This is a genomic window from Micromonospora sp. NPDC048842 (assembly GCF_040649935.1).
In the GTDB taxonomy this organism is placed as follows: Bacteria; Actinomycetota; Actinomycetes; order Mycobacteriales; family Micromonosporaceae; genus Micromonospora; species Micromonospora hortensis.
In genome coordinates this window covers 1-23506 of record NZ_JBEZGK010000040.1, presented here as the reverse complement: position 1 = coordinate 23506, position 23506 = coordinate 1, and the positions used below count along the sequence as shown (strand labels likewise).

Below are 23506 nucleotides of genomic sequence, written 5' to 3'. Positions count from 1 at the left end.
CCCGCTGCTCGGGCGGGCCGCCGGCCGAGGGTACGCCTACAGGGTGCGCGCCAGCCGGTCGGCGAGCGTCCGGGTGAAGCGGGCCGGGTCGGTCAGCTCACCGCCCTCGGCGAGCACCGCCAGGCCATAGAGCAGCTCGGCGGTCTCGGTCAGGGCGACGGTGTCGCTGCCCTGCTCGTGGGCCTTGCGCAGCCCGGACACCAGCGGGTGGCCGGGGTTGATCTCCAGGATCCGCTTGGTGGTGGGGATCTCGTGCCCCATCGCCCGGTACATCTTCTCCAGGGTCGGGGTGAGGTCGTGGGCGTCGCCGACGACGCAGGCCGGTGAGGCGGTCAGCCGCGACGACAGGCGGACCTCCCGGACGCTGTCCGTGAGGGTGGTCCCCAGCCAGTCGAGCAGCCCGGCGAACTCCTGTCGCTGCTGCTCACGCTCGGCCTCGGCCTGCTGCTTCTCCTCGTCGGTGTCCAGGTCGATCTCGCCCTTGGCGATCGAGCGCAGCTGCCGACCGTCGTACGTGCCGACCCGCTCGACCCACACCTCGTCGACCTGGTCGGTGAGCAGCAGCACCTCGTGCCCCTTGGCCCGGAACGCCTCCAGGTGCGGAGAGTTCTCGATGGCGGCCCGGGACTCGCCGGTGGCGTACCAGATGTCGTTCTGGCCGTCCTTCATCCGCGACACGTACCCGGCCAGGTCGGTGGGCTCGGCCGGGTCGTTGGTCGAGGCCACCGACAGGATGTCCAGCAGGGTGTCCCTGTTGTCGGTGTCGTCGATCAGCCCCTCCTTGACCACCGCGCCGAACTCGCTCCAGAAGGTGCGGTAGCGCTCGGCGTGGTTGGCCTTGAGGTCCTTGACCGTGGCGAGGACCTTCTTGACCAGGCGGCGGCGGACGATCTGGATCTGCCGGTCCTGCTGGAGGATCTCCCGGGAGATGTTCAGCGACAGGTCGTGCGCGTCGACCACGCCCTTGACGAAGCGCAGGTAGGTCGGGACCAGCGCCTCGCAGTCGTCCATGATGAAGACGCGCTTGACGTAGAGCTGGACACCCCGGCGGCCCTGCGGAGAGAACAGGTCCAGTGGGGCGTGGCTGGGCAGGAAGAGCAGCGCCTCGTACTCGAAGGTGCCCTCGCCCTTCATGTGCACGACCTCGAGCGGGTCGGCCCAGTCGTGGCTCACGTGCTTGTAGAACTCGTTGTACTCGGCGGCGTCGACCTCGTCGCGGGGCCGCGCCCAGAGCGCCTTCATCGAGTTGAGGGTCTGCACCTCGCGGGTGGCGGCCGCACCGTCGACGCCGGGGCGTTCGACGCTCATCCGGATCGGCCAGGCGATGAAGTCGGAGTAGCGCTTGACGATCTCGCGGACGGTCCACTCGGCGGTGTAGTCGTGCAGGTTGTCCTCGGTGTCGGCCGGCTTGAGGTGCAGCGTCACAGTGGTGCCCTGCGGCGCCTCGTCGACCGACTCGATGGAGTAGGTGCCCTCGCCGGTGGACTCCCAGCGGGTGCCGCCGGTCTCGCCGGCCTTGCGGGTCAGCAGGGTGACCCGGTCGGCGACCATGAACGCGGCGTAGAAGCCGACGCCGAACTGGCCGATGAGGTCCTGCTTGGCGTGGGCGTCGGCGGACTCGCGCAGTTGGCGCAGCAGCTCGGCGGTGCCCGACTTGGCGATCGTGCCGATCAGCTGGACGACCTCGTCGCGGGTCATCCCGATGCCGTTGTCGCGCACGGTGAGGGTGCGGGCGTCGCTGTCGATCTCCAGGGCGACGTGCAGGTCGTCGGTGTCGGCGACGAGGTCCTTGTCGACGAGGGTGGCCAGCCGGAGCTTGTCCAGTGCGTCGGACCCGTTCGAGATGAGTTCCCGCAGGAAGACGTCCTTGTTCGAATAGATCGAGTGGACCACCAACTGGAGGAGCTGACGCGCCTCGGCCTGGAATTCCAACGTTTCGGCCTGGTTGCTCACACCGTCTCCCATCTCGGCTCGTGCGAAGGTTCGCGGAAAGGATACGAGTCGTCACCGGTCGGGGTGTGGGCGCATCCGGGTCGTATTCCCGATCCCGTCGACCACCCTCGTGACGTAGCTGACTTTGCCTAACAGAAGTCAGGTCGGATAGCGTGACGGCCATGAAGATCGCTGGAAGCACCGCCCTCGTCACCGGCGCCAACCGTGGCCTCGGCCGGCACCTGGCCGCCGAGCTCCTCGCCCGGGGCGCCACCGTCTACGCCGGCGCCCGCAACCCCGACACCGTCGACCTGCCCGGCGTGACGCCGGTCCGCCTCGACATCACCGATTCCGCCTCGGTGGCCGCCGCCGCCGAGCTGGCCGGCGGGGTGAACCTGCTGATCAACAACGCGGGCATCGACACCCGGACCGACCTGCTCGACGGCGACCTGGACCTCGTCCGGCTGGAGCTGGAGACCCACTACATCGGCACCCTGTCGACGATCCGGGCGTTTGCGCCGGTCATCGCCGGCAACGGCGGCGGAACGATCCTCAACGTGCTCTCCGTGCTGTCCTGGTTCGGCTCCCCGACCCACGCTGCCTACAGCGCCGCCAAGTCCGCCGAGTGGGCGATGACGAACGTGCTGCGCGTCCAACTCGCCGAGCGGGGCGTTCGGGTCTCCGGCCTGCACGTCGGCTACCTCGACACCGACATGGCCGCCGACATCACCGGCCCGAAGTCCGACCCGGCGGCGATCGCCCGGATCGGCGTGGACGGCGTCGAGGCCGACGCGTACGAGATCCTCGCCGACGACCTCAGCCGCCAGGTGCAGGCCGGGCTGGCCGGCGGCGTCGCCGCGCTCTACCCACAGCTCCCCTGACCCGCGACGCGACGGGCCGCCACCGGGAAGAACCGGTGGCGGCCCGTTTTCGGGTACGCGGTCAGCTCGCCTGCAACGTGACGTCATCGATCACGAAGGTGGTCTGCAAGGACGAGTCCTCGGTGCCGGTGAACCGCAGCGTCACCGTCTGCCCGGCGAACGCGGCCACGTTGAGGCTGCGCTGCACGTAACCGGTAGCGGCGTTGAGATTCGAGTACGTCGCGAGGGTGGTCGAACCCGCCTGCACTGTGAGTCGGTCGTACGCCGTGGAGCTGGTGGTCTCCGCGGTGTCGATGTGCAGCCAGAACGACAGCGTGTACGTGGCGCAGCCGGCCGGCAGTGTCACCGACTGCGAGAGGCTCTCGGTGCGGGTGCTGCCGAACCCGTTGAGCCACGCCTTGTACGACCCGGTCCGGGCCGGCTGGCCGCTGGCGTTGGTGATCACGCCGGAGGACGCGGTCCACGGCGTGCTGCCGCTCTCGAAGCCACCGTTTCCGACCACCTGGCCACCGGTGCAGGTCGGGGTGCCGCCGCCCACGGCGAGCTGCCACAGCGCGTACGCGACACCGTCGGCTGCCCGGTTCAGCACAGTGGCGCTGACGTTGGCGGTGGTGTCGCAGGACCGGTGGTAGCACGGGTCGTACGCGGAGTTGGCGGTGCCGCCCCACTTGGCGGCCTGGGCGCTGGTCTTGCGGGCGCTGGCACCGGCGGCGTACCCCGAGGTGGGGATGCCTGCCTGCTGGAAGTAGTAGTCGTCGGATCGGCCCTGGCCCTCGATGTTCTCCTCGGGTTGCAGGCCCAACAAGTCCCAGTACGCCTTCAGCGGCGCCGCCGTGGTCGAGGTGACCCGGTTGATGAAGTAGCCGCCATTGGTCGAGCCGACCATGTCGAAGTTGTAGTAACCCTTGATGTAGCCGCGCTGGGTGGCGCTGAGTGAGTTGACGTAGAACCGGGAGCCGTTGAGCCCCTGCTCCTCGTCGGTCCACCAGGCGAACCGCACCCGTTTGGTCATCGTCGGGTTCTGCGCGGCCAGGACCAGCGCGTTCTCCAGCAGGGTCGACGAGCCGGTGGCGTTGTCGTTGATGCCCGGCCCGGCCGCGACGCCGTCCAGGTGCGCGCCAAACATGACCACCTGGTCGGCCGGGCCGCCGGGCCACTCGGCGATGAGGTTGTTGGAGGGGTACCGGCAGCTGGAGCAGTACTGCTCACTGACCGTGTAGCCAGCCGACTGGAGCCTGGTCTTGACGTAGTTGAGCGAGGCGGTGTAGCCGGCCGAGCCGGCCCGTCGGTTGCCACCGTTGCTGGTGGCGATGGCATTGAACTGGGTCAAGTGCGCCTGGACGTTGGCGATGGAGATGTCCGGCGCGGCCAGCGCGGCGGCGGACGCGGCGATCGGCCGGTTCACCGTCGTGGCGGTCGGAGGTGACGCGGTCGCCGGTTGGGCGGCCAGCGGCACCGTCATCCCGGCGAACACGGCGAGCGCGATTCCCGCGCTCAGCGTTCTGCCTCTCATGGGGGCTCCTCGGGGTTGGAGAGATACCCGAGACACTGACAGATATCTATTTCCCGAGCATCGGTCGTTCGTCCCGAACCGCCGCCGGTTCGACGGTGGGTACCGGCGTCGGCACAGGTGAGTAGAGGTGTCAGGATGGGTAGGTAACGCGGCAGGGGTCGTCGGGCCCGGAACGGGGGCTTGCGATGGGGTCGGATCGAGCGTGACGCGACCCAGCACCGACCTGTTCCTCGGCGGCGGCGACACCGGGCGGCTGATGGCCCAGCTGGACTGGGCCGACACCCCGCTCGGCCCGGTCGGCGGATGGCCACAGAGCCTGCGCGCCGCCGTCCGGATGGTGCTCTCCTCCCGGTATCCCATGCTGCTGCTCTGGGGTGAGAGCTACTCCCAGCTCTACAACGACGCGTACTCGGCGCTGATCGGCGACAAGCACCCCACCGCGCTCGGCGACGACGTACGAGTGACGTTGGCCGAGGGCTGGCACGTGCTCGCCCCGCTGATCGAGGAGGCCATGGCGACCGGCGTGGCCAGCTGGGTCCCCGCCCTGCAACTGCTGCTGGAGCGGGCCGGCTACCGCGAGGAGGCGTACTTCAGCGTCTCGCACGCCCCCGCCCGCGACGACGACGGCCGCACCGTCGGCGTACTGACCGTGTGCAGCGAGGTCACCCAGCAGGTGATCGGCGAACGCCGGCTCCGTCTGCTGCGCGACCTGTCAGTGCTCGGCGACGGGCGCACCGTCGACGTGGACGCCACCGGCGCTCGGCTGATCGACGTGATCGACGGCCACCCCCTGGACGTGCCGTTCGCCGCCATCTACCTGCGCGACGGCACGACGCTGCGCCGGGTCGCCTGCACCGGCGGCGACGAGGGGCACGCCCGGGCCCTGCCGGACGCCGTCGAGCTGACCGACCCGGGCCCGCCCGCGTACGCCTGGGGGCTGGCGGACGCCGCCGAGGGCCGGGCGACCCAGGTGACCGATGTCGCCGACCGGCTGCCGCTGCCCGCCGGCCCGTGGAACGACCCGGTCCGCACCGCGCTGGCGCTGCCGCTGCCCTCCGCCGACGAGGATCAGCCGCTCGGCGTCCTGCTCGCCGGGGTCAGCCCCAGCCGAGGGCTCGACGAGGCGTACCGCTCCTTCCACCAACTGCTCGCCCAGCAGATCTCCGTGGCGTTGCGCAACGCCCAGGAGTACGAGGAGGAGCGGCGCCGGATCGAGGCGATGGCGGAACTGGACCGGGTCAAGACCGACTTCTTCGCCAACGTCAGCCACGAGTTCCGTACCCCGTTGACCCTCATCCTCGGTCCGCTGACCGACGCCCTCACCGACGCCACCGCGCCTTTGGCGGCGGTGCAGCGGGAGCGGGTGGAGACCGGCTGGCGCAACGCCACCCGACTGTTGACGCTGGTCAACAGCCTGCTCACCTTCTCCAGCCTGGAGGCCGGGCGGGCGCGCAGCGACGCCCGGGTGGTGGACCTGGCCGCGCTGACCGCCGAGCTCGCCGGGGTCTTCCGGGCCGCCGTCGAGCGGGCCGGGCTGACCCTCGAGGTGAGCTGCCCACCGCTGCCCCGGCCGGTCGCGGTCGACCCGGTCAACTGGGAACGCATCGTCACGAACCTGCTCTCCAACGCGCTGAAGTACACGTTCATCGGCCGTATCCGGGTCACCCTCGACGCCGACGACGAGGAGGTGCGCCTCACCGTCGCGGACACCGGCATCGGCATCTCGGAACGGGACCTGCCGAAACTCTTCGAACGCTTCCACCGGGTGCGGGGCGCCCGCTCGCGCAGTCACGAGGGCACTGGCATCGGCCTGGCCCTGGTGCACGAGCTGGCCCGGCTGGAGGGCGGCGACGTGCGCGTGACCAGCCAGGTGGGCGTCGGCAGCAGGTTCACAGTGACGCTGCCCTGGTCGGCGGCGCACCGCGCCGCGGTCACCGGCCCCGCTATGGACGGACGGGGTGACGCGGCCCGCGCCGCCGTCGAGGAGGCGATGGGCTGGCTCACCGAACCGGACGACGTGCCGACCGAGCCCGATCCCGCGTCCGGGGCGGCCACCGACGAGCTGGCCGGCGCCCGGATCCTGCTCGCCGACGACAACGCCGACATGCGGGCGTACCTCACCCGGCTGCTCACCGGGCAGGGCTGGCGGGTGCGGGCCGTCACCGACGGCCGGCAGGCCCTCGACGAGATCCACGGTGATCTGCCCGACCTGGTCCTGACCGACGTGATGATGCCGGTGCTGGACGGCTTCGACCTGGTGCGCCGACTACGCGCCGACCCGACGACCCGGACGCTGCCCGTGCTGGTGCTCTCCGCCCGTGCCGGCGGGGAGGCCAGCGTGGAGGGCCTCAGCCTGGGCGCCGACGACTACCTGGTCAAACCGTTCGCCGCGGCCGAGTTGATCGCCCGGATCCGGGCCAGCATCCGCCGCGCCCGCGACCGTACCCCTGCCGCGGCGATCGGCGGCGACCCGGCGACGGTCACGACACAGTCGGCCCGACCCGCCCCGGTCGGGCCCGTTCCGCCGACCCCGATGGTGGAAACCGTCCGCGACGCGTCAGTGGTCGTGGAGACGCCGGCCGAACCGGACGGGCTGGGCGACCTGCTGGACGTCGGGTGGACGTACCCGTCCGCGCCCACCTCCGCCGCCGCGATGCGTCGGGACGTCCGGGGCGCGCTGGGCGATCTGGACGTCGACCCGGACGTGCTGGAAGATCTCCTACTCGCCGCGTCCGAGGCCATGAACAACGCGGTCGAGCACGCCCAGCGACCCAGCCGTCCGGAGGTACGGGTGCGCGTCCAGGTTGGTGGCGGACTGAGCCGGATCTCGGTACGGGACTTCGGCACCTGGCGGGACCGCCGGCCGGCGATGGACCGGGGACGCGGCGCGCTGCTGATGAACGCCTACGGCGACGTGCGGCTGGTCTCCACCGCCGAGGGGACGACGGTGACCATCGAGCGTCGACTGGCCTGAGCCGGCGGCGCGTCAGAGTCGCCGGCCGCTGGCGTCGTGGGCGATGATGCCGTCCAGCCGCTCCCCCGGGGTGAGCCGCGCCGGGTCGAACCAGAAGATCAGCACCTGCTTGTCGGCACTCCATGGCGCCACTCGGGCGTCGACCTGCCGACCGTCGACGGTGCCGATGATCCGCTTGGCGGGGCCGACGAAGTAGCCGAAGGTGGGCACCGGAGCGGCGAAGCCCTCGTCGTAGCCGATCTGGTGGAACCCGGCGCCGCGGTCGCTGCCGTCGACGTCGTTGACCAGGATGTCGGTGCTCAACGAGCCGTCCGGAGCCTGGCGACCGGCGGCCAGACCGATGGACACCTTGGGCTCACCGGACACGGACACCGGGACGAAGTAGTAGACCCGACGCTCGGCGCCGTGCCGCACCCCGCTGTCCACGATCCGGCCCATCGGCTTCGGTGGCGGCTCGTCACGGCCCACCGTCGGCGGTGGCGTGGAGCCCAGCGACTTCTCCGCCCACGGCGAGACACCGACCGACGGTGGAGCGACGGCGACCGGCGGCGGGTGCGCGGTCGGCGCCGGATCGCCCGGCCCGGACGCGCCGACCGCCACCACGACGACCACGGCGGCCAAGCCGGTCGCGAGCGTCGCCGCCCCGGCTCCGGCGATGCGTCGACGGGTACGCAACCGACGTCCCTCGCGCATCACGGAGTCCAGATCGAGCACGGCGTCGGGACGCTCGGTCGCCCGCATCGCGTGGCGGAGCCGTTCCAGCTCGCTCATCGGCGCGCCCTCTCATCGGCTGTGCGGGGCGCGGCGGTGCGCAACTTCTCCAGAGCTCGGGAGCTGGTGCTCTTGACCGTGCCGACGGATACGGCAAGTTCCCGGGCCACCTGCGCCTCCGGCAGGTCGAAGTAGTAGCGCAGGACGACGATGGCGCGCTCCCGGGGGCTGAGCGCACCGAGGATGCTGATCAACCAGCGCCGGGTGGCCACGTCGTCGGCCACGTCGCCACGTCGCTGCTCCGGCACCTCGTCGGTCGGGTACTCCCGCATCGGCCGTCGCCACCCGTCGACCAGATGGTTGACCAGTGTGCGGCGGGCGTACCCGTAGGCGTCGTCGTCGTGGATCCGCGACCACGACGCGTAGGTGCGCACCAGTGCGGTCTGCGCGGCGTCCTCGGCCTGGTGGTGGTCACCGGTCATCAGGTACGCGGCGTGCACCAGTCGCGCGGACGCCGCCCGCGCGAACTCGACGAAATCCGCGTCACCCCGCGCCACCGCGAACCCTCCCCGTGCCACAGAGCTAGAGACGGGTGAGGCCGGCAAAAGGTTGAGCCCTGGGTCACATCAACTTTTCGCCACTGTCACCCGTCTTCTCCTCCGCGCCGCCGCAGAGCGACGCGCGAGGGGAGAGACATGTCGACGAAGGTTACCCGCCGCCGGGGTACCGCCTCGATGGCGTCACTGCTGGTGGTGGCGCTGCTCACCGGGTGCGGCCTGCCCGCCGCCGGGCAACCCGCCACCGACCCGGTCGTCGCCGGGCCGGCCGCCCCCAGCGGACCGGCGACACCTACCGGTCGGCCGACCGGGGCCACCGAGGTGCGACCCAGTTCCGCACCGGTCATCCCGGTCAGCTATCCCGCCACCGGCGGTAACCGCTGGTCGGTGGCGCCCGGCGAGACGACCCCCGGGCGCGCGACGGCCGGCCGGTTGCTGCGCTACCGGGTCGCCGTGGAGCGCGACATCCGGGGCCTGCCGACGACTGACATCGCCACCGCGATCACCACGACGTTGAACGACCCACGCGGGTGGACGGCGGATGGAGCCTGGCGGCTGCGCCGGGTCGGTGCCGGCGAACCGACCGACTTCACCATCTACCTGGCGACCCCCGGCACCCGCGACACCCTCTGCCAGGACGTGCCGGACGCCTACACCTCCTGCCGCAACGGTGGCCGGGTGGTGCTCAACGTGGCGCGCTGGGTCAAGGGGGTGCCGGGTTACGGCGCGACACTGGAGACCTACCGGCAGTACATGGTCAACCACGAGGTGGGGCACAAACTCGGGCACGGCCACGAGCGGTGCCCCGGGCGGGGCCGGCCGGCGCCGGTCATGCAGCAGCAGACGCTGGGCCTGCACGGCTGCACCGCGAACGCCTGGCCGTACCCGAAGGGCAAGGCCCGCTACAGCGGGCCGGGCGGGGCGTACGACGACGCGATCCCCAGGCGTGAGGGCGCCTACTCGGCATCGTGAGGACAGCGTTCCCTCAGGTACGCCGACGGCGCTCCTGTTCGAGTCGCTCGTCCTGCCGGCCCATCTCGTAGATGACGTTGAGGCTGGTCGGCAATCGGCTGACGTTGTCCGGCACCGGGCCGGAATCCGGTGCCGGGCCGGAATCCGGTACCGGACCGGGGTCGGGCGCGGCGGCGGGGACCGGCGCCCGGCGGCGCAGGAGCAGCAGTGCCAGCACCCCGAGGACCGCCACGACCAGCAGGTACGACGCGGGCGGCCAAGCATTCCGGGTGGGGTTGGCGAGCGCCGGCGGGGCGTTCGGTGGGGTGTCGCCGTCGCGCCGCGGCACTGCGGCCTCGCGGGTGCCGGTGTCCCCCTCGACGGGTCGGCGATCGGTGGCTGCGGGTGCGGGGACACCACCGCCCGCCGACCCGGCGGGCTTGGGGACCGCGATGGGTTGCGCCGGACTGGGCCGACCGGTGACCGGTGGCCGACTCGGCGTGGCCGCCCCGGTGGGGGTGTCGCTCGGCGTCGGAGCGGCACTCGGCGTGTCGCCACCGAGCAGCTCGTCGACGATCTGGCCGACGCCGCCGACGATGTCACCGAGCGGACGAGGGGTGGCCGACGGGGACGGCGCGGGCGCCAGGGCGAGGGTCAGCGCGAGAACGACGACGGTAGGCACGACGCCACCTCCGATGTGCCGATATGCCACGCACCGTACCGCATGGTGGGATCGCGTGGGTGACACCGGCACACCGGGGCGGGGGCGCGTTCGACGCTCGCCCCCGCCCGTGATGTCGCTGATGGTCAGACCGGCAGGCCACCCACCTGAGTGGAGATCCACGATCGGATCGACGGCAGGTCGACGTAGATGGACGGGCCGGTGGCGCAGGTGGAGTTGTTGTTTCCGGCCCGACTCGTGGCGCCGATCAGGTTCCACACTCCGTTGACCCGGCGCACCTGCGGACCACCCGAGTCGCCATAGCAGGCGCCGGAGTTGCCGTTGGTGTTGTTGGTGCAGATCTCGTACGGGCCGTTGATGCCGGAGCACCGGCTGTCGGCCACGATTGACGTGTCGAGCTCGTTGGCCACGGCCGGAGCCGAACCGCAGCCCCGCGGGGCGCAGGTCTGACCCCAGCCGATGATCCGGGTGGCGGTGCCGACCGCGCCGGAGGTGCTCGGGATCGGGGCCGGCGCGTACGTGACCGAGCTGGCCAGTTGCAGCAGCTTGACGTCGACGCTCGGGTGGTTGACCGCCCGGGTCACCCGCGCCACGGTCCCGCCGCTGGAGCGGTTGATGCTGCCCACCCGCACCGAGGACGGCGTCGAACAGTGCTTGGCGGTGACCGCCCAGTTGCCCTTGATCAGCGTGCCGGTGCAGCCGGAGACGTACACCATGAAGGGGTAGTTTTCCGTGGCCGGCCGGCCACCGACCACCAGCGGGCTGATGCCCGAGTCGCCGTTCCAGGTGTACGTCGTGCTGGCCGGCGCGGCCAGGGAGCCGGCGAACAGCGAGTTCACCCGGCTCGCCTCGGCGGCGCTGGGGTTCGCGTTGCGGCAGGAGACCGGTGCGCTGCTGCCGGACATCAGGTCGGAGCAGAGGCCGGTGCGCCGGTCCGGCAGGCCCAGGATGTGGCCGACTTCGTGGGTGGCGATGCGGGTGCGGTCGTAGCCCTGGTTGACGGCCGTGCGGCCCATCCAGATCCGGCCCGAGCCGAGACCGGTCGGCTGCGCGCGCGGCCAACCTTCGTCGACGTAGATGGTGATGCTGGCCGGAGTGCCGGCCAGGAGTCGGACGTTGCTGACCCGGCTGTTCCAGATCTGCGCCGCCTGGTCGAAGTTGGTGCGGAACTCGCCGGTCCGGCTCGCGTCGTAGTAGACGGTCCGGACGGCGGCGGCCGGCGTGCCGGTGGCGAGCTGTATCCCGGCCGCTGCCAGGATCGCCACCAGCATGGCCAGCGCCGCGCGTCTCAGTTGTCCTCGGAACATCGGGTACTCCCCTGCGGTCGTCCGGCGACCGTCGCCGCCGGTCCATCGATGCACGCCGATATTAATGTGACGGCGGCCGATGTTCGGCATAGCGGAAGCGTCATACCGGCGACGTGCAGGCTGTTACCCAGCGGTTACGTCGCAGCGAAGCTCCCGTGCCGGGGCAGGACGACGGTGACGGCAGCGGGTCACCGGCAGCGACGCCGCGACGTGACCCCGATGCCGAACGGAGAAACCACAATGAGGATCAGGAGCGCACTGACCGCGTTGGTCGTCGCCCTCGCCGGGCTGGTCGCCAGCGCCAGCGGCAGCACCGCCGCGGGCACCACGACCGGAGCGGCGTACTGCGGGATCACCTGGGGCAGCGCGGAGAAGGCTGCCGGCACACTGAGCGACGCCCCGCTGATGGACGTGCGGACCGGCCGGCACGACTGCTACGACCGGGTCGTGTTCGAGTTCAACGGTCCGGTCGACGGTTACGCGATCAGCTACGGCGAGACGTGGACCGAGGGCGAAGGGCTGGCGCTGTCGCCCTACACCGCCGGCGGGGCGCTGCTGCGGGTCTCGCTGCGGGCCCCGGCGTACGACGACGACCACCTGGGGACCGTGCCCTACGCGGTCGGCGAGCACGTGGCGAATTTGCTGCGCTACCCGACGCTGCGCGACGTGGTGTTCGGCGGCAGCTTCGAGGGCTACAGCACCTTCGCCGTCGGCGTACGGGCGCGGTTGCCGTTCCGGGTGCTCGTGCTCGCCGGTCCCGGCACCCACAGCCGGGTGGTGCTCGACGTCGCCCACACGTGGTGAGCTAGGCGGAGAGCCGATCGTCATCAGCCGTTTGGGCGGGCATGGGCGATGATCGGCTTTTTCCATGTGCGACGGGCACGTCGTGACGTCTAGGAAGGACCCATGACCAACGAGGTGACCGTTCCCCTGCTGCCCTGCGCGTCCATCGACGACATCGTCACCTTCTACGAGGTTCTCGGCTTCCACACCACGCACCAGCAGCGCAAGCCCAACCCGTACGTGGCGTTGCGCCGCGAGGATCTGCATCTGCACTTCTTCGAGATCGCCGGTTTCGACCCCGAGCAGTCCTACGGCTCCTGCCTGGTGCTCACATCGGACATCGCGGGGCTGCACCGGGCATTCGCTGCGGGAATGCGATCCTCGTACGGCAAGGTGCTGGTGTCCGGGACACCACGGATGACGCGTCCCCGGACACGACGAAACTACGACGGCCTGGGCGGGTTCAGCGTCATCGACCCGGGCGGCAACTGGATCCGCGTGGTCCAGAATGTCGCCACCACGCCAACGGTGGCGACGGTGCCTCCCGGGCGACTCGCGAAAGCCCTGGCGAACGCCGTGGTGCAGGGTGATTCCAGGGGTGACATCGGGCAGGCCGTCCGCATCCTCGACAGCGCCCTCGCCCGCCCGCAATCCGATGACGACCCGGTCGCACAGGTAGAAGTCCTCGTCTACCGCGCCGAACTGGCACTGGTCCTTCGCGACCAGGAGACGGCACGGGAAATGCTGGCCCGCGCAGACGCCGTCGTGCTCAGTGCCGACGAGGCTCAGCGGGCGGCGCCGACGTTCGAAGCCGCGGCCGACCTCTCGGCGGCGATGCGGTAGGCCGAGGGGAATACGACCGGCGGCGCGCGCGAACGGCTGGTTCGGTCACCCAGGCGTCGCGGACCTCGGACTCCTCGGTGCTCGCGGCCAGCATCTGCGCGAACACCCGGTACGTGTTGGCCCCGAAGACCATGCGCTGCTCCGCGCCGTAGACGGACAGGCGGTGCGCGAGCAGTTCGGGGCCCTGCTTTCCCCAGTAGCCGCCCCAGTTGCCGCTTGTGGTGCCGAAGCCGTCGAGGCTGGAAAAGACGTCGACGGTGTAGGTGGCTGTCATGATGCTCTCCGTTCACTGGTGAGTTCGGTACGACGGGTCTCCAGGTAGGCCCGCTCGGTCGCGTTGGTGGCCAGTGCCGCGGCCTGGTCGTAGGCGGCTCGGGCCTCGTCGTCCCGTCCGAGCCGAGCGAGCAGTTCGGCCCGGGTGGCGGGCAGCCGGTGATAGCCCGGAAGGTCGATCCCCTCCAACACGGCGAGAGCCACCGCCGGCCCGTGCACCTCGGCGACGGCGACCGCACGGTTGAGCGCCACGACCGGGGTCGGCGCGAGCGCGAGGAGCTGGTCGTACAGTGCCAGGACCTGCTGCCAGTCGGTGGCGGCGCCGTCGGTGTGCACAGCGCTGATCGCGGCCTGGATCTGGTACGGGCCGGGCCGGTTGCGGCGCAGGCATCGTCGGACCAGGTCGTGGCCCTCGGCGATGAGCGACCGGTTCCACAGTGACCGGTCCTGGTCGGCAAGCAGCACCAGGTCTCCGGTCGGGCCGAGCCGGGCCGGGCGGCGCGCCTCGGTCAGCAACAGTAGGGCGAGCAGGCCCAGGACCTCGGGCTCGTCGGGCATCAACGCGGCGAGTTCGCGGGCCAGCCGGATCGCCTCGGCGCACAGGTCCGTTCTGATCAACGGGCCGGCGGTGGACGCGTAGCCCTCGTTGAACATCAGGTAGAGCACCGCGAGGACGGGCGGCAGCCGGTCCGGCAGCTCATGTTCGGCGGGCACCCGGTACGGGATGGCGGCGTCGCGGATCTTTCTCTTGGCGCGCACGATCCGCTGGGCGACGGTCGCCTCCTGGACCAGGTAGGCCCGGGCGATCTCCGGTACGTCGAGGCCGCCCAGCAGGCGCAGGGTGAGCGCCGTCCGCGCCTCCGGGGCCAGTGCCGGGTGACAGCAGGTGAAGATGAGTCGCAGCTGGTCGTCCCGCACCGGTCCCACCTCCGAGGGCTCATCCTGGTGATACAGCAGCAGTGCCTGGGCGTGCCGGGCCTCGCGGGTCGACTCCCGGCGAAGCCGGTCCACTGCACGGTTGCGTGCGGTGGTCACGATCCAGGCACCCGGGTTCGGCGGCAGTGTCTGCCACTTCTGCAGCGCCGTGGTGAAGGCGTCCTGGACTGCCTCCTCGGCGAGGTTGATGTCACCGAGGAGGCGGGCCAGGGTGGCGACGCAGCGGCCGTACTCCGCGCGGTAGATGCTCGCCAGGTCCACGTCGGGAGACCGGCTGCCGGTCAGGCCTGGGACAGGTCGTCGAAGGGGCGCACCTCGACCGGGCCGCAGGCCGCCGCGCACCTCTCGGCCCAGGCCAGCGCCGCGTCCAGGTCGGCGCACCTGATGACCCAGAACCCGGCGATGTGCTCCTTCGTCTCGGCGAACGGCCCGTCGCTCACGGCGGTGGTGCCGTTCTCGACCCGGACGACGGTGGCGCTGTCCGGTGACGAGAGTCCCCCGCCGAAGACCCACGCGCCCGCGGCCTGCATGTCGTCGTTGATCCGGCCGGTCTCCCTGAACATGGTCTGCGTCTCCTCGTCGGACGGCGTCGGCGCGCCCTCGACGAAGTGCACTGACAGCAGGTACTGCTTCATGACGATCCTCCGGTAGCTCGGTGGGATGGGAACAGGTCAGGCAGCCAGGCGGCGCGCGACGGCGGGGATCACGATCGCGGCCGCGACCAGGTGGGTGAGCATCAGCAGCGCCTTGGTGGCAACCCCGGCGTCGGCGATCACGTCCGGCACCAGGGACAGGACCGTCAGCACCACCGTCGTACGGACGAAGGTGAGCCGGGGGCGCCTGGCGAAACGCGCCAGCGCCGCGGCAATGATCACGCCGAGCAGCGAGAAGACGGCGGTCAGCACGCCGAACCCCGTCACGGGGATCGGGGCGTCGCCCAGCTCGAGGCTGATCCCGGCCAGGTGTCCGACGGCGGCGACGGCCATGGTGGCGATGCTCGCCGCGGCAGTGGCGGCGACACCGGTCCGGATCAGCGCACCAACGTTCGACGTGGTGGCGCGGGTCGTGTTCGCAGTGGCGGTCATCGTGCCCTCCAGTGGGTGTGCGGCCCGGTGCGATGCCGGGCTCTCACCAGGGCTACGAACGGACCGGATCCCAATCGACAGCACGACCAAAGTTTTTGTCGAAGACTTTCGACCCTGCCGCCGCTCGACCTGGATGGTCGGGACCGGCCGGCCCCGACCATCCGTGTCAGCTAGCTGCCGGAACCCTGCTGGATCGGGTCGGGTGCCGGCCCGACCGCCTCGTCGGCCAGGTGCCAGACCTCGCGCATCGGGGCCCAGAAGTCCCCCGAGCCGGGCTCGGCGATCGACTCCTGACACGGGTCGGTCAGCTTCCACCACTCCTGCGTCTGCGGGTCCGCCGCGATCAGCCGCAGGTCGGCCTCGTAGTCGTCGCCCACGTACTCGTAGTAGCCGAAGAGCAGATCGTCGTGGAGGAAGATGGTGTAGTTGCGGAAGTTCGCCTCGCGCAGCGTCTTCTCCACGCTCGGCCAGACGGCGGCATGCAACCGCAGGTAGGTCTCCCGCTGCTCGGGGCGGAGTCGGATCACGCAGCCATGACGTTTCACGTCGTGCCCTTTCGTGTGAGCTGGTTCAGGGGTGCCGAAGGAAGGTAGCGGTTGAGCGGTGCCCGGAGGGGGCCAGCCGGCCGCCGATGTCGGCCGTTTCGCCAGGACTACGCACCGTGGCGTCGGGTCTACCCTCGGGTGATGGAGGGCCGCGTGTTGGTGGTCGAGGACGACTTCTCTATCCGGGAGGTCACCGCCCTCGGTCTGCGCCGTGCCGGCTTCCGGGTCGACACCGCTGTCGACGGACGGCAGGCTCTGGCCGCGTTCCGCGCCCACCCGGTCGACCTCATCGTGCTCGACATCATGCTGCCGGGCCCGGACGGTCTGGAGGTCTGCCGGGAGATCCGGCGAACCAGCCAGGTACCGATCCTGATGCTGACCGCGCGCACCGACACCATCGACGTGGTGGTCGGGCTCGAGTGCGGCGCGGACGACTATCTGCGCAAGCCCTTCGACCTGCCCGAGCTGGTGGCCCGGGTCCGCTCGGTGCTGCGCCGGGTGAGCGTGCCGGCCCCCTCGACCGTCATCGAGGTCGGCGGCCTGGAGATCGACCCGGGCGGCTTCGTGGTCCGCCGACACGGCCGGGAGGTGGCGCTCACCACCACCGAGTTCCGCCTGTTGCTGGAGCTGGCCCGCCGGCCCGGTCAGGTCTTCACCCGGGAGTTGCTGCTGGACCTGGTCTGGAACCACGACTTCCTCGGCGACTCCCGACTGGTCGACGTGGCGGTGCAGCGGCTACGCGCCAAGGTCGAGGACGACCCGGCGCAGCCACTGCTGATCCGGACCGTGCGCGGTGCCGGCTACAAGCTGTCGATGGGCTGACGGGGAGCGGCGATGGCCGGGCGCGCGGTGTTCCCAGGGCGCCTGCGGCGCCGGCTGACGATCGCGTTCGTCCTGGTCGCCGGCGTCTCGGCCGGGCTGCTCGCCGGCGGGACCGGCCTGCTGCTGCGGCAGTCCTGGCTGGACGCGTCGCTGCACGAGGCCGCCGCCGACGCCCGCTACCAACTCGTTCTCGCTGGGCAGTTCCTGCCACTGACCGAGCAGCGCAGCACCGAACTGCTCACCAGCTTCGAGGCCAGCGGTCGGCACGTGCTGCTCGTCGACGGCTCGACCCGCGCCTCGCACCCCGCGTACGCCCCGGTGCTGGGCACCCGGTTGCGGGCCGTCGTCGCGGACGGGCGGCTCGGTTATCAGCGCTCCGCGCCGGCAGAGCGTCCTCGGCTGCTGGTGATCGGTGGGCGCATTCCCGGCTCGACCGCCGAGTTGTACGTCCTGAAAGCGGAGGACGACGTCGCCACCGACCTCGGTCAGCTACGCACCGCGCTGGTGGCCGGCTGGGCGCTCGTGGTGTTGCTCGCCGCCGCGGTGGGTCACGCGTTGGCCCGCCGCACGTTGGAGCCGGTGGGCCGGGCCAGCCGGGCCGCCCGAGCACTCACCGAGGGCCTGCTCGCCACTCGCCTGCCGGTACGCGGGCGCGACGAGTTCAGCGTCTGGGCGGCGACGTTCAACGAGATGGCCGAGGCCCTGGAGTCGAAGATCGCGGCGCTGTCGGCCGCGCAGGCCCGCGAGCGGCGGTTCACCGCCGACGTCGCACACGAGCTGCGTACCCCGGTGACCGCGTTGGTGGCCGCGGCGTCGCTGCTGCGCGAGCACCTCGACCAGCTGCCCGACGACGCCCGGCCGGCGGCCCGGCTGCTGGTCGGCGACGTGGTCCGGCTGCGCCGGTTGGTCGAGGATCTGATGGAGATCTCCCGGCTGGACGCCGGACGGGAGCAGTTGGCCGTCGGGCCGGTCGACGCGTTGGCGCTGCTGCACGGCATCGTCGCGGCGCGCGGCTGGTCGCCGCGGGTGCGGGTCACCGGTGATCCGGTCACGGCGCGCACCGACAGGCGTCGGCTGGAGCGCGTGCTGGCCAACCTGGTCGCCAACGCGGTCGAGCACGGCGGTGGCGAGATCACGGCCAGCGTGGCAGGGGCGGACACCCTGGTCGTCTTCGAGGTCACCGACGAGGGGCCGGGTATCCCGGCCGAGCACCTGCCCCGCGTGTTCGACCGGTTCCACCAGGTCGATCCGTCCCGCTCCGCGCCGGGCAGCGGGCTCGGGCTGGCCATCGCCAGGGAGCACGCCGAGCTGCTCGGCGGCGCGCTGAGCGTGCGCAGCGAACCGGGCGAGGGCACCCGGTTCCGGCTGGAGTTGCCCACCGCCGGTCCCGCCGGCCCGCACGGTGACGTGCCGCTCGCGCACGACAGTGCTCACCCGGGTTCGGTTGGGCGTACCGCAGGCACGCCGGGCGGTGTGGGATGACCGGCCGCGGCGCGGTCGGGCTGGGCGCATCGGCGCTGGTCGCGACGCTCCTGCTCGGCGGCTGCGGCACTCCCCGCTCCGGTGACCTCGGCCCGGCGCCCACCGCGCCGCGGCCGAGCGTCGCACCCACCGACCGCGCGGAACCCACAGCGACCCGGGCCGCGGCACCGACGCCACCGCCCACGAACCGGCCGCCGGGTCCGTCGACGTCGGCGTCCACCGGCACGCGCCGGCCGGACCCGGTGACCGTCGAGCTGTGGTACGTCCGCGCCGGGCTGCTCGTGCCGACCCGGCGCACCCGGCCGGCCACCGTCGCGACGTCCCGGCTCGCGCTGACCGAACTGGCCGCCGGGCCGAGCCCGGCCGAGGCCGCCACCGGGATGATCACCCTGCTTCCGGCCGGCGTCGAGGTCACCCGCATCGCCGACGGCGTGGCGACGCTGCGGGTACCGTCCGTCGGTGACCCGGCCACCCGGCGACTGCGCGAGGCGCAAGTGGTGTGGACGCTCACCCAGTTCCCCAGCGTGCGTCAGGTCCGCCTCGACGGCGCGGCCCCTGTCGACCGGGCGGACTTCGCTGACCTGCTGCCACTGATCGTGGTCACCGGCCCGATCCCCGGCGAGCGCGTCTCCGCCCCGCTCGTCGTCACCGGCACCGCCACCGTGTTCGAGGCCACTGTGAGCGTTCGGGTGCTGGACGCCGCCGGCCGGGAGGTGGCCACCGGTTTCGGCACCGCCAGTTGCGGCAGCGGCTGCCGGGGCGGCTACCGCGTCGTGGTCGGCTGGCGCACGGACCGCGAGCAGAAGGGCACCGTCGAGGTGTACGAGGTGTCCGCCGAGAACGGCGAGCGGATCAACACGATGGCAGTGCCGGTGGTCCTCGCACCCCGCGGCTGACCGCCTCGCGCCAGCGGGTGTTAACCCGATGCGTCAACGATTTGTCGACGGCGACGTGCGGGCCTGACGTCTACCCGACAGCGCAGATCCTCGTCGGCATTCCCCGGGCTGGCGCGGCCAGGCGGTGAAAGCGCAGGCCACACGCCGTGGAGCCGGTGAGGACGTCTGCGACACGCCGGCAGTGGGAAGGTTCGTCGGGCTTGGCCGGACGACAGTTCACGTGACTTTCGAGATTGACCTGGGCAGACATGTTTGCCAACGTGAGCGCGTCATTGCGCAGAGTCATATTCGCTGTTCAGCCCCGTGCCGGCCGGGCCACATTGGAGTCGTACCGGTCGCCGCGACAGCCTCACCATCCCTCACAGAGCGGAGATACATCATGTCCGGTGGCAGCCTTCCCCGTACCGGTATGGGCGTCGTCACGATCGGCGGCGCGGCCGGGATCGGCAGCTATGCCCTCCCCCTGCCGCTCACCATCGCCCTCACCGGAGCGACCGCCGTCCTCGTCGGCTTCATCATGATCCGGATGACGTTCCGTCGTAAGCAGTCGGTCGGCCAGTGACCGCGAGCGTCACCACGGGTCGTGTCCTGTTCGCCGCGGCGGTCGTCCTGGCCGCCGCGGCGGCGTGGACCGCCCATCACGTCCTCGCCGTGATCGGCGCCATCGACGGAGGCGGTCATCGCTTCACCTTCGCGTACGCCGCCATGTTTCTGCTGCTGATCTGGCAACTCGGCACCTCCTATCTGGAGAGGCCCGCAGTGGTCACCGACCGGATGCAGGGGCACCTCGACGGTCTGCACGTGGTGGGCATCGTGCCGGCGTACAACGAGGATCCGGGCGCGCTGCGGGCCTGCCTCGAATCCATGATCTTCCAAACACGCAAACCAAACACCATCTACGTGGTGGACGACGGGTCGAAGCTGACCGAGGGCTACCAGCCGATCAAGCGGTGGTTCCTCGACGTCGCCCCCGTACACGGGATCATCGCCGCCTGGCACATCCAACCCAACGCCGGGAAACGGCACGCCCAGGCCGCCGCGGTGCGGTCGACACCGGCAGCCGACGTCTACTGGACCGTGGACTCGGACACCATCTCGGACCCGAACGCCCTCGATGAGTTGTTGAAGCCCTTCGCCGATCCGGCGGTGCAGTCCGTCGCGGGGGTGGTGATGGCCGCGAATGTGCGCAGCAGCTTCCTCACCCGGTTCACCGACCTGTGGCTGGTGACCGGGCAGCTCACCGACCGGTCGTCGCTGTCGGTGTTCGGGTGCGTGTGGGTGAACTCGGGCCCGATCGCCGCCTACCGCGCGGAGGTCGTTCGCGACAACCTCGGCGCGTATCTGACGGAGACGTTCTTCGGTCAACGGGTGCCCTTCTCCGACGACTCCCTCCTCACTCTCTTCGCGATGGTCCGGGGACGTACCGTGCAGCAGCCGTCGGCGTTCGCGTTCTCCCTCATGCCGGAGAACGCCGGGCACTTCTGCCGGATGTTCCTGCGCTGGATGCGCGGCAGCTTCATCAGGACCTGGTGGCGGGTCCGGTACCTGTCGTTGCGGTCGATCGCGTGGTGGCTGCATCTGCTGCGCTGGGCGGCAACCGTGGTCGCGACTGTGCTGTTCGTGGCGGTGGCGATCCTGTCGCCGATCATCGACCCCGATCCGCGGGCGATTCCGTGGCTGGTGGCTGTGCCGTTGATCGTCGGGTACGGGCAGGCGCTCCGCTACATGACGGTGCGACGATCGGACCAGTCGACGGCCTACCAGTGGGGCACCTGGCTCCTCACGCCCGTCGCTGTGGTGTTCGCCCTGGTCGTGCTGCGAGCGATCCGCTGGTACGGCGTCGCCACCTGCTGGCGCACCGGCTGGGGCACCCGCAAGAAGGTGGAAGTGGCGCTGGCTTCCTGACTACCCGATCCGTGCTGATCCTGACACCCGGGTCGACTCCACGTGAAACGTGACCGTTTCGCCGGCTGGATGCGAGGCAACTCACGAAAACCTGCACGATCAGCCAACCGCGAACTAGTGTCAGTACGACATCGTTTCGCGGGGGGTCGGAATGCTGGGTGGTCAGCAGGTGGGCGCGGGTGCCGGGGTGCCGGCAGCCCGGGCCCCGCGCTGCACCGACAGCGACCTCTTCACCGTCGTCATCGACACTCTGCGCGAGGTCGGCTTCGACCGGATGACCATCGACGCCGTCGCCGCCCGCGCCCACGTCAGCAAGGCCACCATCTACCGACGCTGGGACGGCAAGGCCGAGCTGGTCGTCGCCGCCCTGCGCGACCGGCACGTGGGTGTCCACAACCCGCCCGACACCGGCACCCTGCGCGGGGACCTGATCGAGTTGCTGAAGGCCACGGCCGCGATCTGCACTGCCGACTGCGACCTCATGCAGGCGTTGACCTTCGCCATGCGGACCAACCCCGAGCTGGAACGCCTGGTGCGTCACCAGGTGCTGCCGGCCGGGCGGGTGGCAAGCACCGCCATCCTGGTCCGGGCCGCCGCCCGCGGGGAGATCCCGCCGGAGGCCGGCGAGCGGGAGCTGTTCCACGACCTGGCGCCCGCACTGACCATGTCCCGCATCGTCGCGCACGGCCTACCCGCCGATGACGCGTTCCTCACCCAGGTCGTCGACCAGGTGCTGATCCCGGTACTCCGCTATCAGCACGACCGTCCGTCGCCGGCCTGATTCACCGATATTCGCAACACGGAAGGCTTCACCATGCCCGGAACCACCTCGACCGCGCCCGGCGCGCCCAACGCCGGGGCGTCGACAGGCGCACCGCACCCGCGGCGCTGGATCGCGCTGGCGGTCATCGCGGTCTCACAGCTGATGGTCGTTTTGGACGCCACGATCGTGAACATCGCGCTGCCGCAGGCCCAGGCCGACCTGGGGATCACCGACGCGAACCGGCAGTGGGTGATCACCGCCTACACGCTGGCCTTCGGTGGTCTGCTGCTGCTCGGCGGTCGCATCGCCGACTACTGGGGGCGCAAGCGCACCTTCCTGGTCGGCATGACCGGTTTCGCGCTCGCCTCCGCCCTGGGCGGTCTGGCCACCACCGGTGAGATGCTCTTCGCCGCCCGCGCGTTGCAGGGCGCCTTCGGCGCGCTGCTCGCCCCGGCCGCTCTGGCGCTGCTCACCGTCCTGTTCACCGAGGCCACCGAGCGGGCCAAGGCCTTCGCGGTGTACGGCGCGATCGCCGGCGGTGGGTCCGCGGTCGGCCTGCTGCTCGGCGGGGTGCTCACCGAGTACGCCGACTGGCGCTGGTGCCTGCTGGTCAACATCCCGGTCGCCGCCATCGCCATCGCGTTCGCGCTGCCGCTGGTGCCGGAGAGCCGGGCCCACGGCAACACCCGCTACGACGTGCCCGGGGCGATCGTGGTGACCGCCGGCCTGGTTTCCCTGGTCTACGGCTTCACCAAGGCCGCCGAGGACGGCTGGGACGCCACAGCGACGCTCGGTTTCATCGGCGCGGGCGTGGTGCTGCTCGCCGCCTTCGTGGTGATCGAGCTGCGCTCCAGCCACCCGCTGCTGCCACTGCGGATCCTGCTGGACCGCAACCGGGGTGGAGCGTTCCTCACCTCGACGCTGATCGGCGCCGGCCTGTTCGGGGCGTTCCTCTTCCTGACCTTCTACTTCCAGGTGGTGTTGCAGTACAAGCCCCTCGAAGCCGGTCTCGCGTCCCTGCCTGTCACCGCCGGTGTGCTGATCGCCGCGGGTGGTGCCAGCCAGCTGATGCCCCGGCTGGGTGCCAAACCGCTGATGGTCGCCGGTTCGGTGCTCGCCGCCCTGGGCATGCTGGTGCTGACCCAGATCGACGTGGACACCTCGTTCCTCACCCACCTGCTGCCCGCGCAGGTCGTCCTGGGCCTGGGGCTGGGCTTCACCTTCGTCCCACTGTCCAGCCTCGCCCTGGTCGGGGTGCCGGAGCACGACGCTGGCGCGGCCAGCGCGACGCTCAACGCCACCCAGCAGATCGGTGGCTCGCTCGGCACCGCCCTGCTGAACACCTTCTACACCAGCGCGGTCGCCGCCTATCTGGTCGGCCGGGCGCCGAACCCGGTCAACCAGGTCGAGGCGCTGGTGCACGGCTACCGGGTGGCCTTCGCCTGGGGCGCTGCGCTGATCGTGCTCGCCGGACTGGCCACCCTGGTCCTGGTGAAGGTCCGCAAGGAGGACATCCCGACCGGCAACACCGTGCACATGGGCTGAGCCTGACCGACGTGGCCGCCGGCCGGCCCGCCCCGACACCGGGGGGGGGCCGGCCGGCGCCCCCTACGGGTGCGGGCCCCCCCAAGGGGCAAAAACGGTTTAGGGGATAAAAATGGAACC

23 protein-coding genes are annotated in these 23506 nt (G+C 71.1%); 12 read left to right on the top strand and 11 right to left on the bottom strand.

All coding sequences use genetic code 11. From position 1 onward, the window contains the following. Window positions 1-36: 36 nt before the first annotated feature. The gene (htpG, locus tag AB0C19_RS32330) at window positions 37-1965 is read right to left on the bottom strand and encodes a molecular chaperone HtpG (RefSeq protein ID WP_357191508.1); all 1929 of its coding nucleotides are present in this window, start codon (window positions 1963-1965) and stop codon (window positions 37-39) included. Between the two features lie 149 nt (window positions 1966-2114). Here htpG and AB0C19_RS32325 point away from each other — a divergent pair, with 149 nt between their 5' ends. Next, window positions 2115-2813 (top strand): SDR family oxidoreductase, encoded by a 699-nt coding sequence (locus AB0C19_RS32325; protein WP_357191505.1) that lies wholly within the window; start codon window positions 2115-2117, stop codon window positions 2811-2813. 61 nt (window positions 2814-2874) lie between these two features. Here the strand turns inward: AB0C19_RS32325 and AB0C19_RS32320 are convergent, their stop codons facing one another. Further along, window positions 2875-4326, bottom strand: a complete 1452-nt coding sequence (locus AB0C19_RS32320; RefSeq protein ID WP_357191503.1) for a M28 family peptidase — start codon at window positions 4324-4326, stop codon at window positions 2875-2877. Window positions 4327-4528: 202 nt separating this feature from the next. On the opposite strand from AB0C19_RS32320, the gene AB0C19_RS32315 reads away from it, so the two are divergent. Continuing rightward, window positions 4529-7300, top strand: a complete 2772-nt coding sequence (locus tag AB0C19_RS32315) for an ATP-binding protein (protein WP_357191501.1) — start codon at window positions 4529-4531, stop codon at window positions 7298-7300. Between the two features lie 12 nt (window positions 7301-7312). On the opposite strand, the gene AB0C19_RS32310 is transcribed toward AB0C19_RS32315, so the two are convergent. Further along, window positions 7313-8071 carry a hypothetical protein gene (locus AB0C19_RS32310; protein ID WP_357191499.1) on the bottom strand — a complete coding sequence of 253 codons (759 nt, stop codon included), beginning with the start codon at window positions 8069-8071 and terminating at the stop codon, window positions 7313-7315. After that, window positions 8068-8568: a SigE family RNA polymerase sigma factor gene (locus AB0C19_RS32305; protein ID WP_357191497.1), complete on the bottom strand. Its 501-nt coding sequence runs from the start codon at window positions 8566-8568 to the stop codon at window positions 8068-8070. Before AB0C19_RS32305 ends, AB0C19_RS32310 begins: the two co-directional genes overlap by 4 nt. Window positions 8569-8706: 138 nt before the next feature. On the opposite strand from AB0C19_RS32305, the gene AB0C19_RS32300 reads away from it, so the two are divergent. Further along, the gene (locus AB0C19_RS32300) at window positions 8707-9540 is read left to right on the top strand and encodes a DUF3152 domain-containing protein (protein ID WP_357191495.1); all 834 of its coding nucleotides are present in this window, start codon (window positions 8707-8709) and stop codon (window positions 9538-9540) included. A 13-nt stretch (window positions 9541-9553) separates the two neighbouring features. On the opposite strand, the gene AB0C19_RS32295 is transcribed toward AB0C19_RS32300, so the two are convergent. Continuing rightward, entirely contained in the window at window positions 9554-10201 is a 648-nt protein-coding gene (locus AB0C19_RS32295) for a hypothetical protein (RefSeq protein ID WP_357191493.1), read from the bottom strand. Window positions 10202-10326: 125 nt separating this feature from the next. Then, window positions 10327-11508: a snapalysin family zinc-dependent metalloprotease gene (locus tag AB0C19_RS32290; protein WP_357191491.1), complete on the bottom strand. Its 1182-nt coding sequence runs from the start codon at window positions 11506-11508 to the stop codon at window positions 10327-10329. Window positions 11509-11748: 240 nt separating this feature from the next. On the opposite strand from AB0C19_RS32290, the gene AB0C19_RS32285 reads away from it, so the two are divergent. Further along, window positions 11749-12312, top strand: a complete 564-nt coding sequence (locus AB0C19_RS32285; RefSeq protein ID WP_357191489.1) for a hypothetical protein — start codon at window positions 11749-11751, stop codon at window positions 12310-12312. A 102-nt stretch (window positions 12313-12414) separates the two neighbouring features. Further along, window positions 12415-13134: a VOC family protein gene (locus tag AB0C19_RS32280; protein ID WP_357191487.1), complete on the top strand. Its 720-nt coding sequence runs from the start codon at window positions 12415-12417 to the stop codon at window positions 13132-13134. Here the strand turns inward: AB0C19_RS32280 and AB0C19_RS32275 are convergent. The 5 genes from AB0C19_RS32275 to AB0C19_RS32255 form a co-directional block, all read right to left on the bottom strand. Continuing rightward, window positions 13061-13408 (bottom strand): hypothetical protein, encoded by a 348-nt coding sequence (locus AB0C19_RS32275; RefSeq protein ID WP_357191485.1) that lies wholly within the window; start codon window positions 13406-13408, stop codon window positions 13061-13063. The two genes, AB0C19_RS32280 and AB0C19_RS32275, sit on opposite strands and share 74 nt — an antisense overlap. Next, window positions 13405-14604: a sigma-70 family RNA polymerase sigma factor gene (locus AB0C19_RS32270; RefSeq protein WP_357191483.1), complete on the bottom strand. Its 1200-nt coding sequence runs from the start codon at window positions 14602-14604 to the stop codon at window positions 13405-13407. Before AB0C19_RS32270 ends, AB0C19_RS32275 begins: the two co-directional genes overlap by 4 nt. A 20-nt stretch (window positions 14605-14624) precedes the next feature. Further along, entirely contained in the window at window positions 14625-14978 is a 354-nt protein-coding gene (locus tag AB0C19_RS32265; protein ID WP_357191480.1) for a YciI family protein, read from the bottom strand. A 36-nt stretch (window positions 14979-15014) separates the two neighbouring features. Then, window positions 15015-15428, bottom strand: coding sequence for a DUF6069 family protein (locus AB0C19_RS32260; RefSeq protein ID WP_357191478.1), 414 nt, complete (start codon window positions 15426-15428; stop codon window positions 15015-15017). A 170-nt stretch (window positions 15429-15598) separates the two neighbouring features. Beyond that, window positions 15599-15955: an L-rhamnose mutarotase gene (locus AB0C19_RS32255; RefSeq protein ID WP_357191476.1), complete on the bottom strand. Its 357-nt coding sequence runs from the start codon at window positions 15953-15955 to the stop codon at window positions 15599-15601. Between the two features lie 159 nt (window positions 15956-16114). Here AB0C19_RS32255 and AB0C19_RS32250 point away from each other — a divergent pair, with 159 nt between their 5' ends. The 7 genes from AB0C19_RS32250 (at window position 16115) to AB0C19_RS32220 (ending at window position 23386) form a co-directional block, all read left to right on the top strand. Then, the gene (locus AB0C19_RS32250) at window positions 16115-16795 is read left to right on the top strand and encodes a response regulator transcription factor (RefSeq protein WP_357191474.1); all 681 of its coding nucleotides are present in this window, start codon (window positions 16115-16117) and stop codon (window positions 16793-16795) included. Between the two features lie 12 nt (window positions 16796-16807). Beyond that, on the top strand, window positions 16808-18277 hold the full coding sequence (locus tag AB0C19_RS32245) for a HAMP domain-containing sensor histidine kinase (RefSeq protein WP_357191472.1): 1470 nt from the start codon (window positions 16808-16810) through the stop codon (window positions 18275-18277). Further along, a complete protein-coding gene (locus tag AB0C19_RS32240) occupies window positions 18274-19173 on the top strand; it encodes a Gmad2 immunoglobulin-like domain-containing protein (protein WP_357191470.1) in 900 nt (299 codons plus the stop codon). The genes AB0C19_RS32245 and AB0C19_RS32240 overlap by 4 nt, the downstream gene beginning before the upstream one ends. Window positions 19174-19552: 379 nt before the next feature. Beyond that, a complete protein-coding gene (locus AB0C19_RS32235) occupies window positions 19553-19735 on the top strand; it encodes a hypothetical protein (protein ID WP_203117656.1) in 183 nt (60 codons plus the stop codon). Next, a complete protein-coding gene (locus AB0C19_RS32230; protein WP_357191468.1) occupies window positions 19732-21078 on the top strand; it encodes a glycosyltransferase in 1347 nt (448 codons plus the stop codon). The genes AB0C19_RS32235 and AB0C19_RS32230 overlap by 4 nt, the downstream gene beginning before the upstream one ends. A gap of 151 nt (window positions 21079-21229) precedes the next feature. Further along, window positions 21230-21859, top strand: a complete 630-nt coding sequence (locus AB0C19_RS32225) for a TetR/AcrR family transcriptional regulator (RefSeq protein WP_357191466.1) — start codon at window positions 21230-21232, stop codon at window positions 21857-21859. Window positions 21860-21892: 33 nt separating this feature from the next. Then, entirely contained in the window at window positions 21893-23386 is a 1494-nt protein-coding gene (locus AB0C19_RS32220; RefSeq protein WP_357191464.1) for an MFS transporter, read from the top strand. Window positions 23387-23506 lie beyond the last annotated feature (120 nt).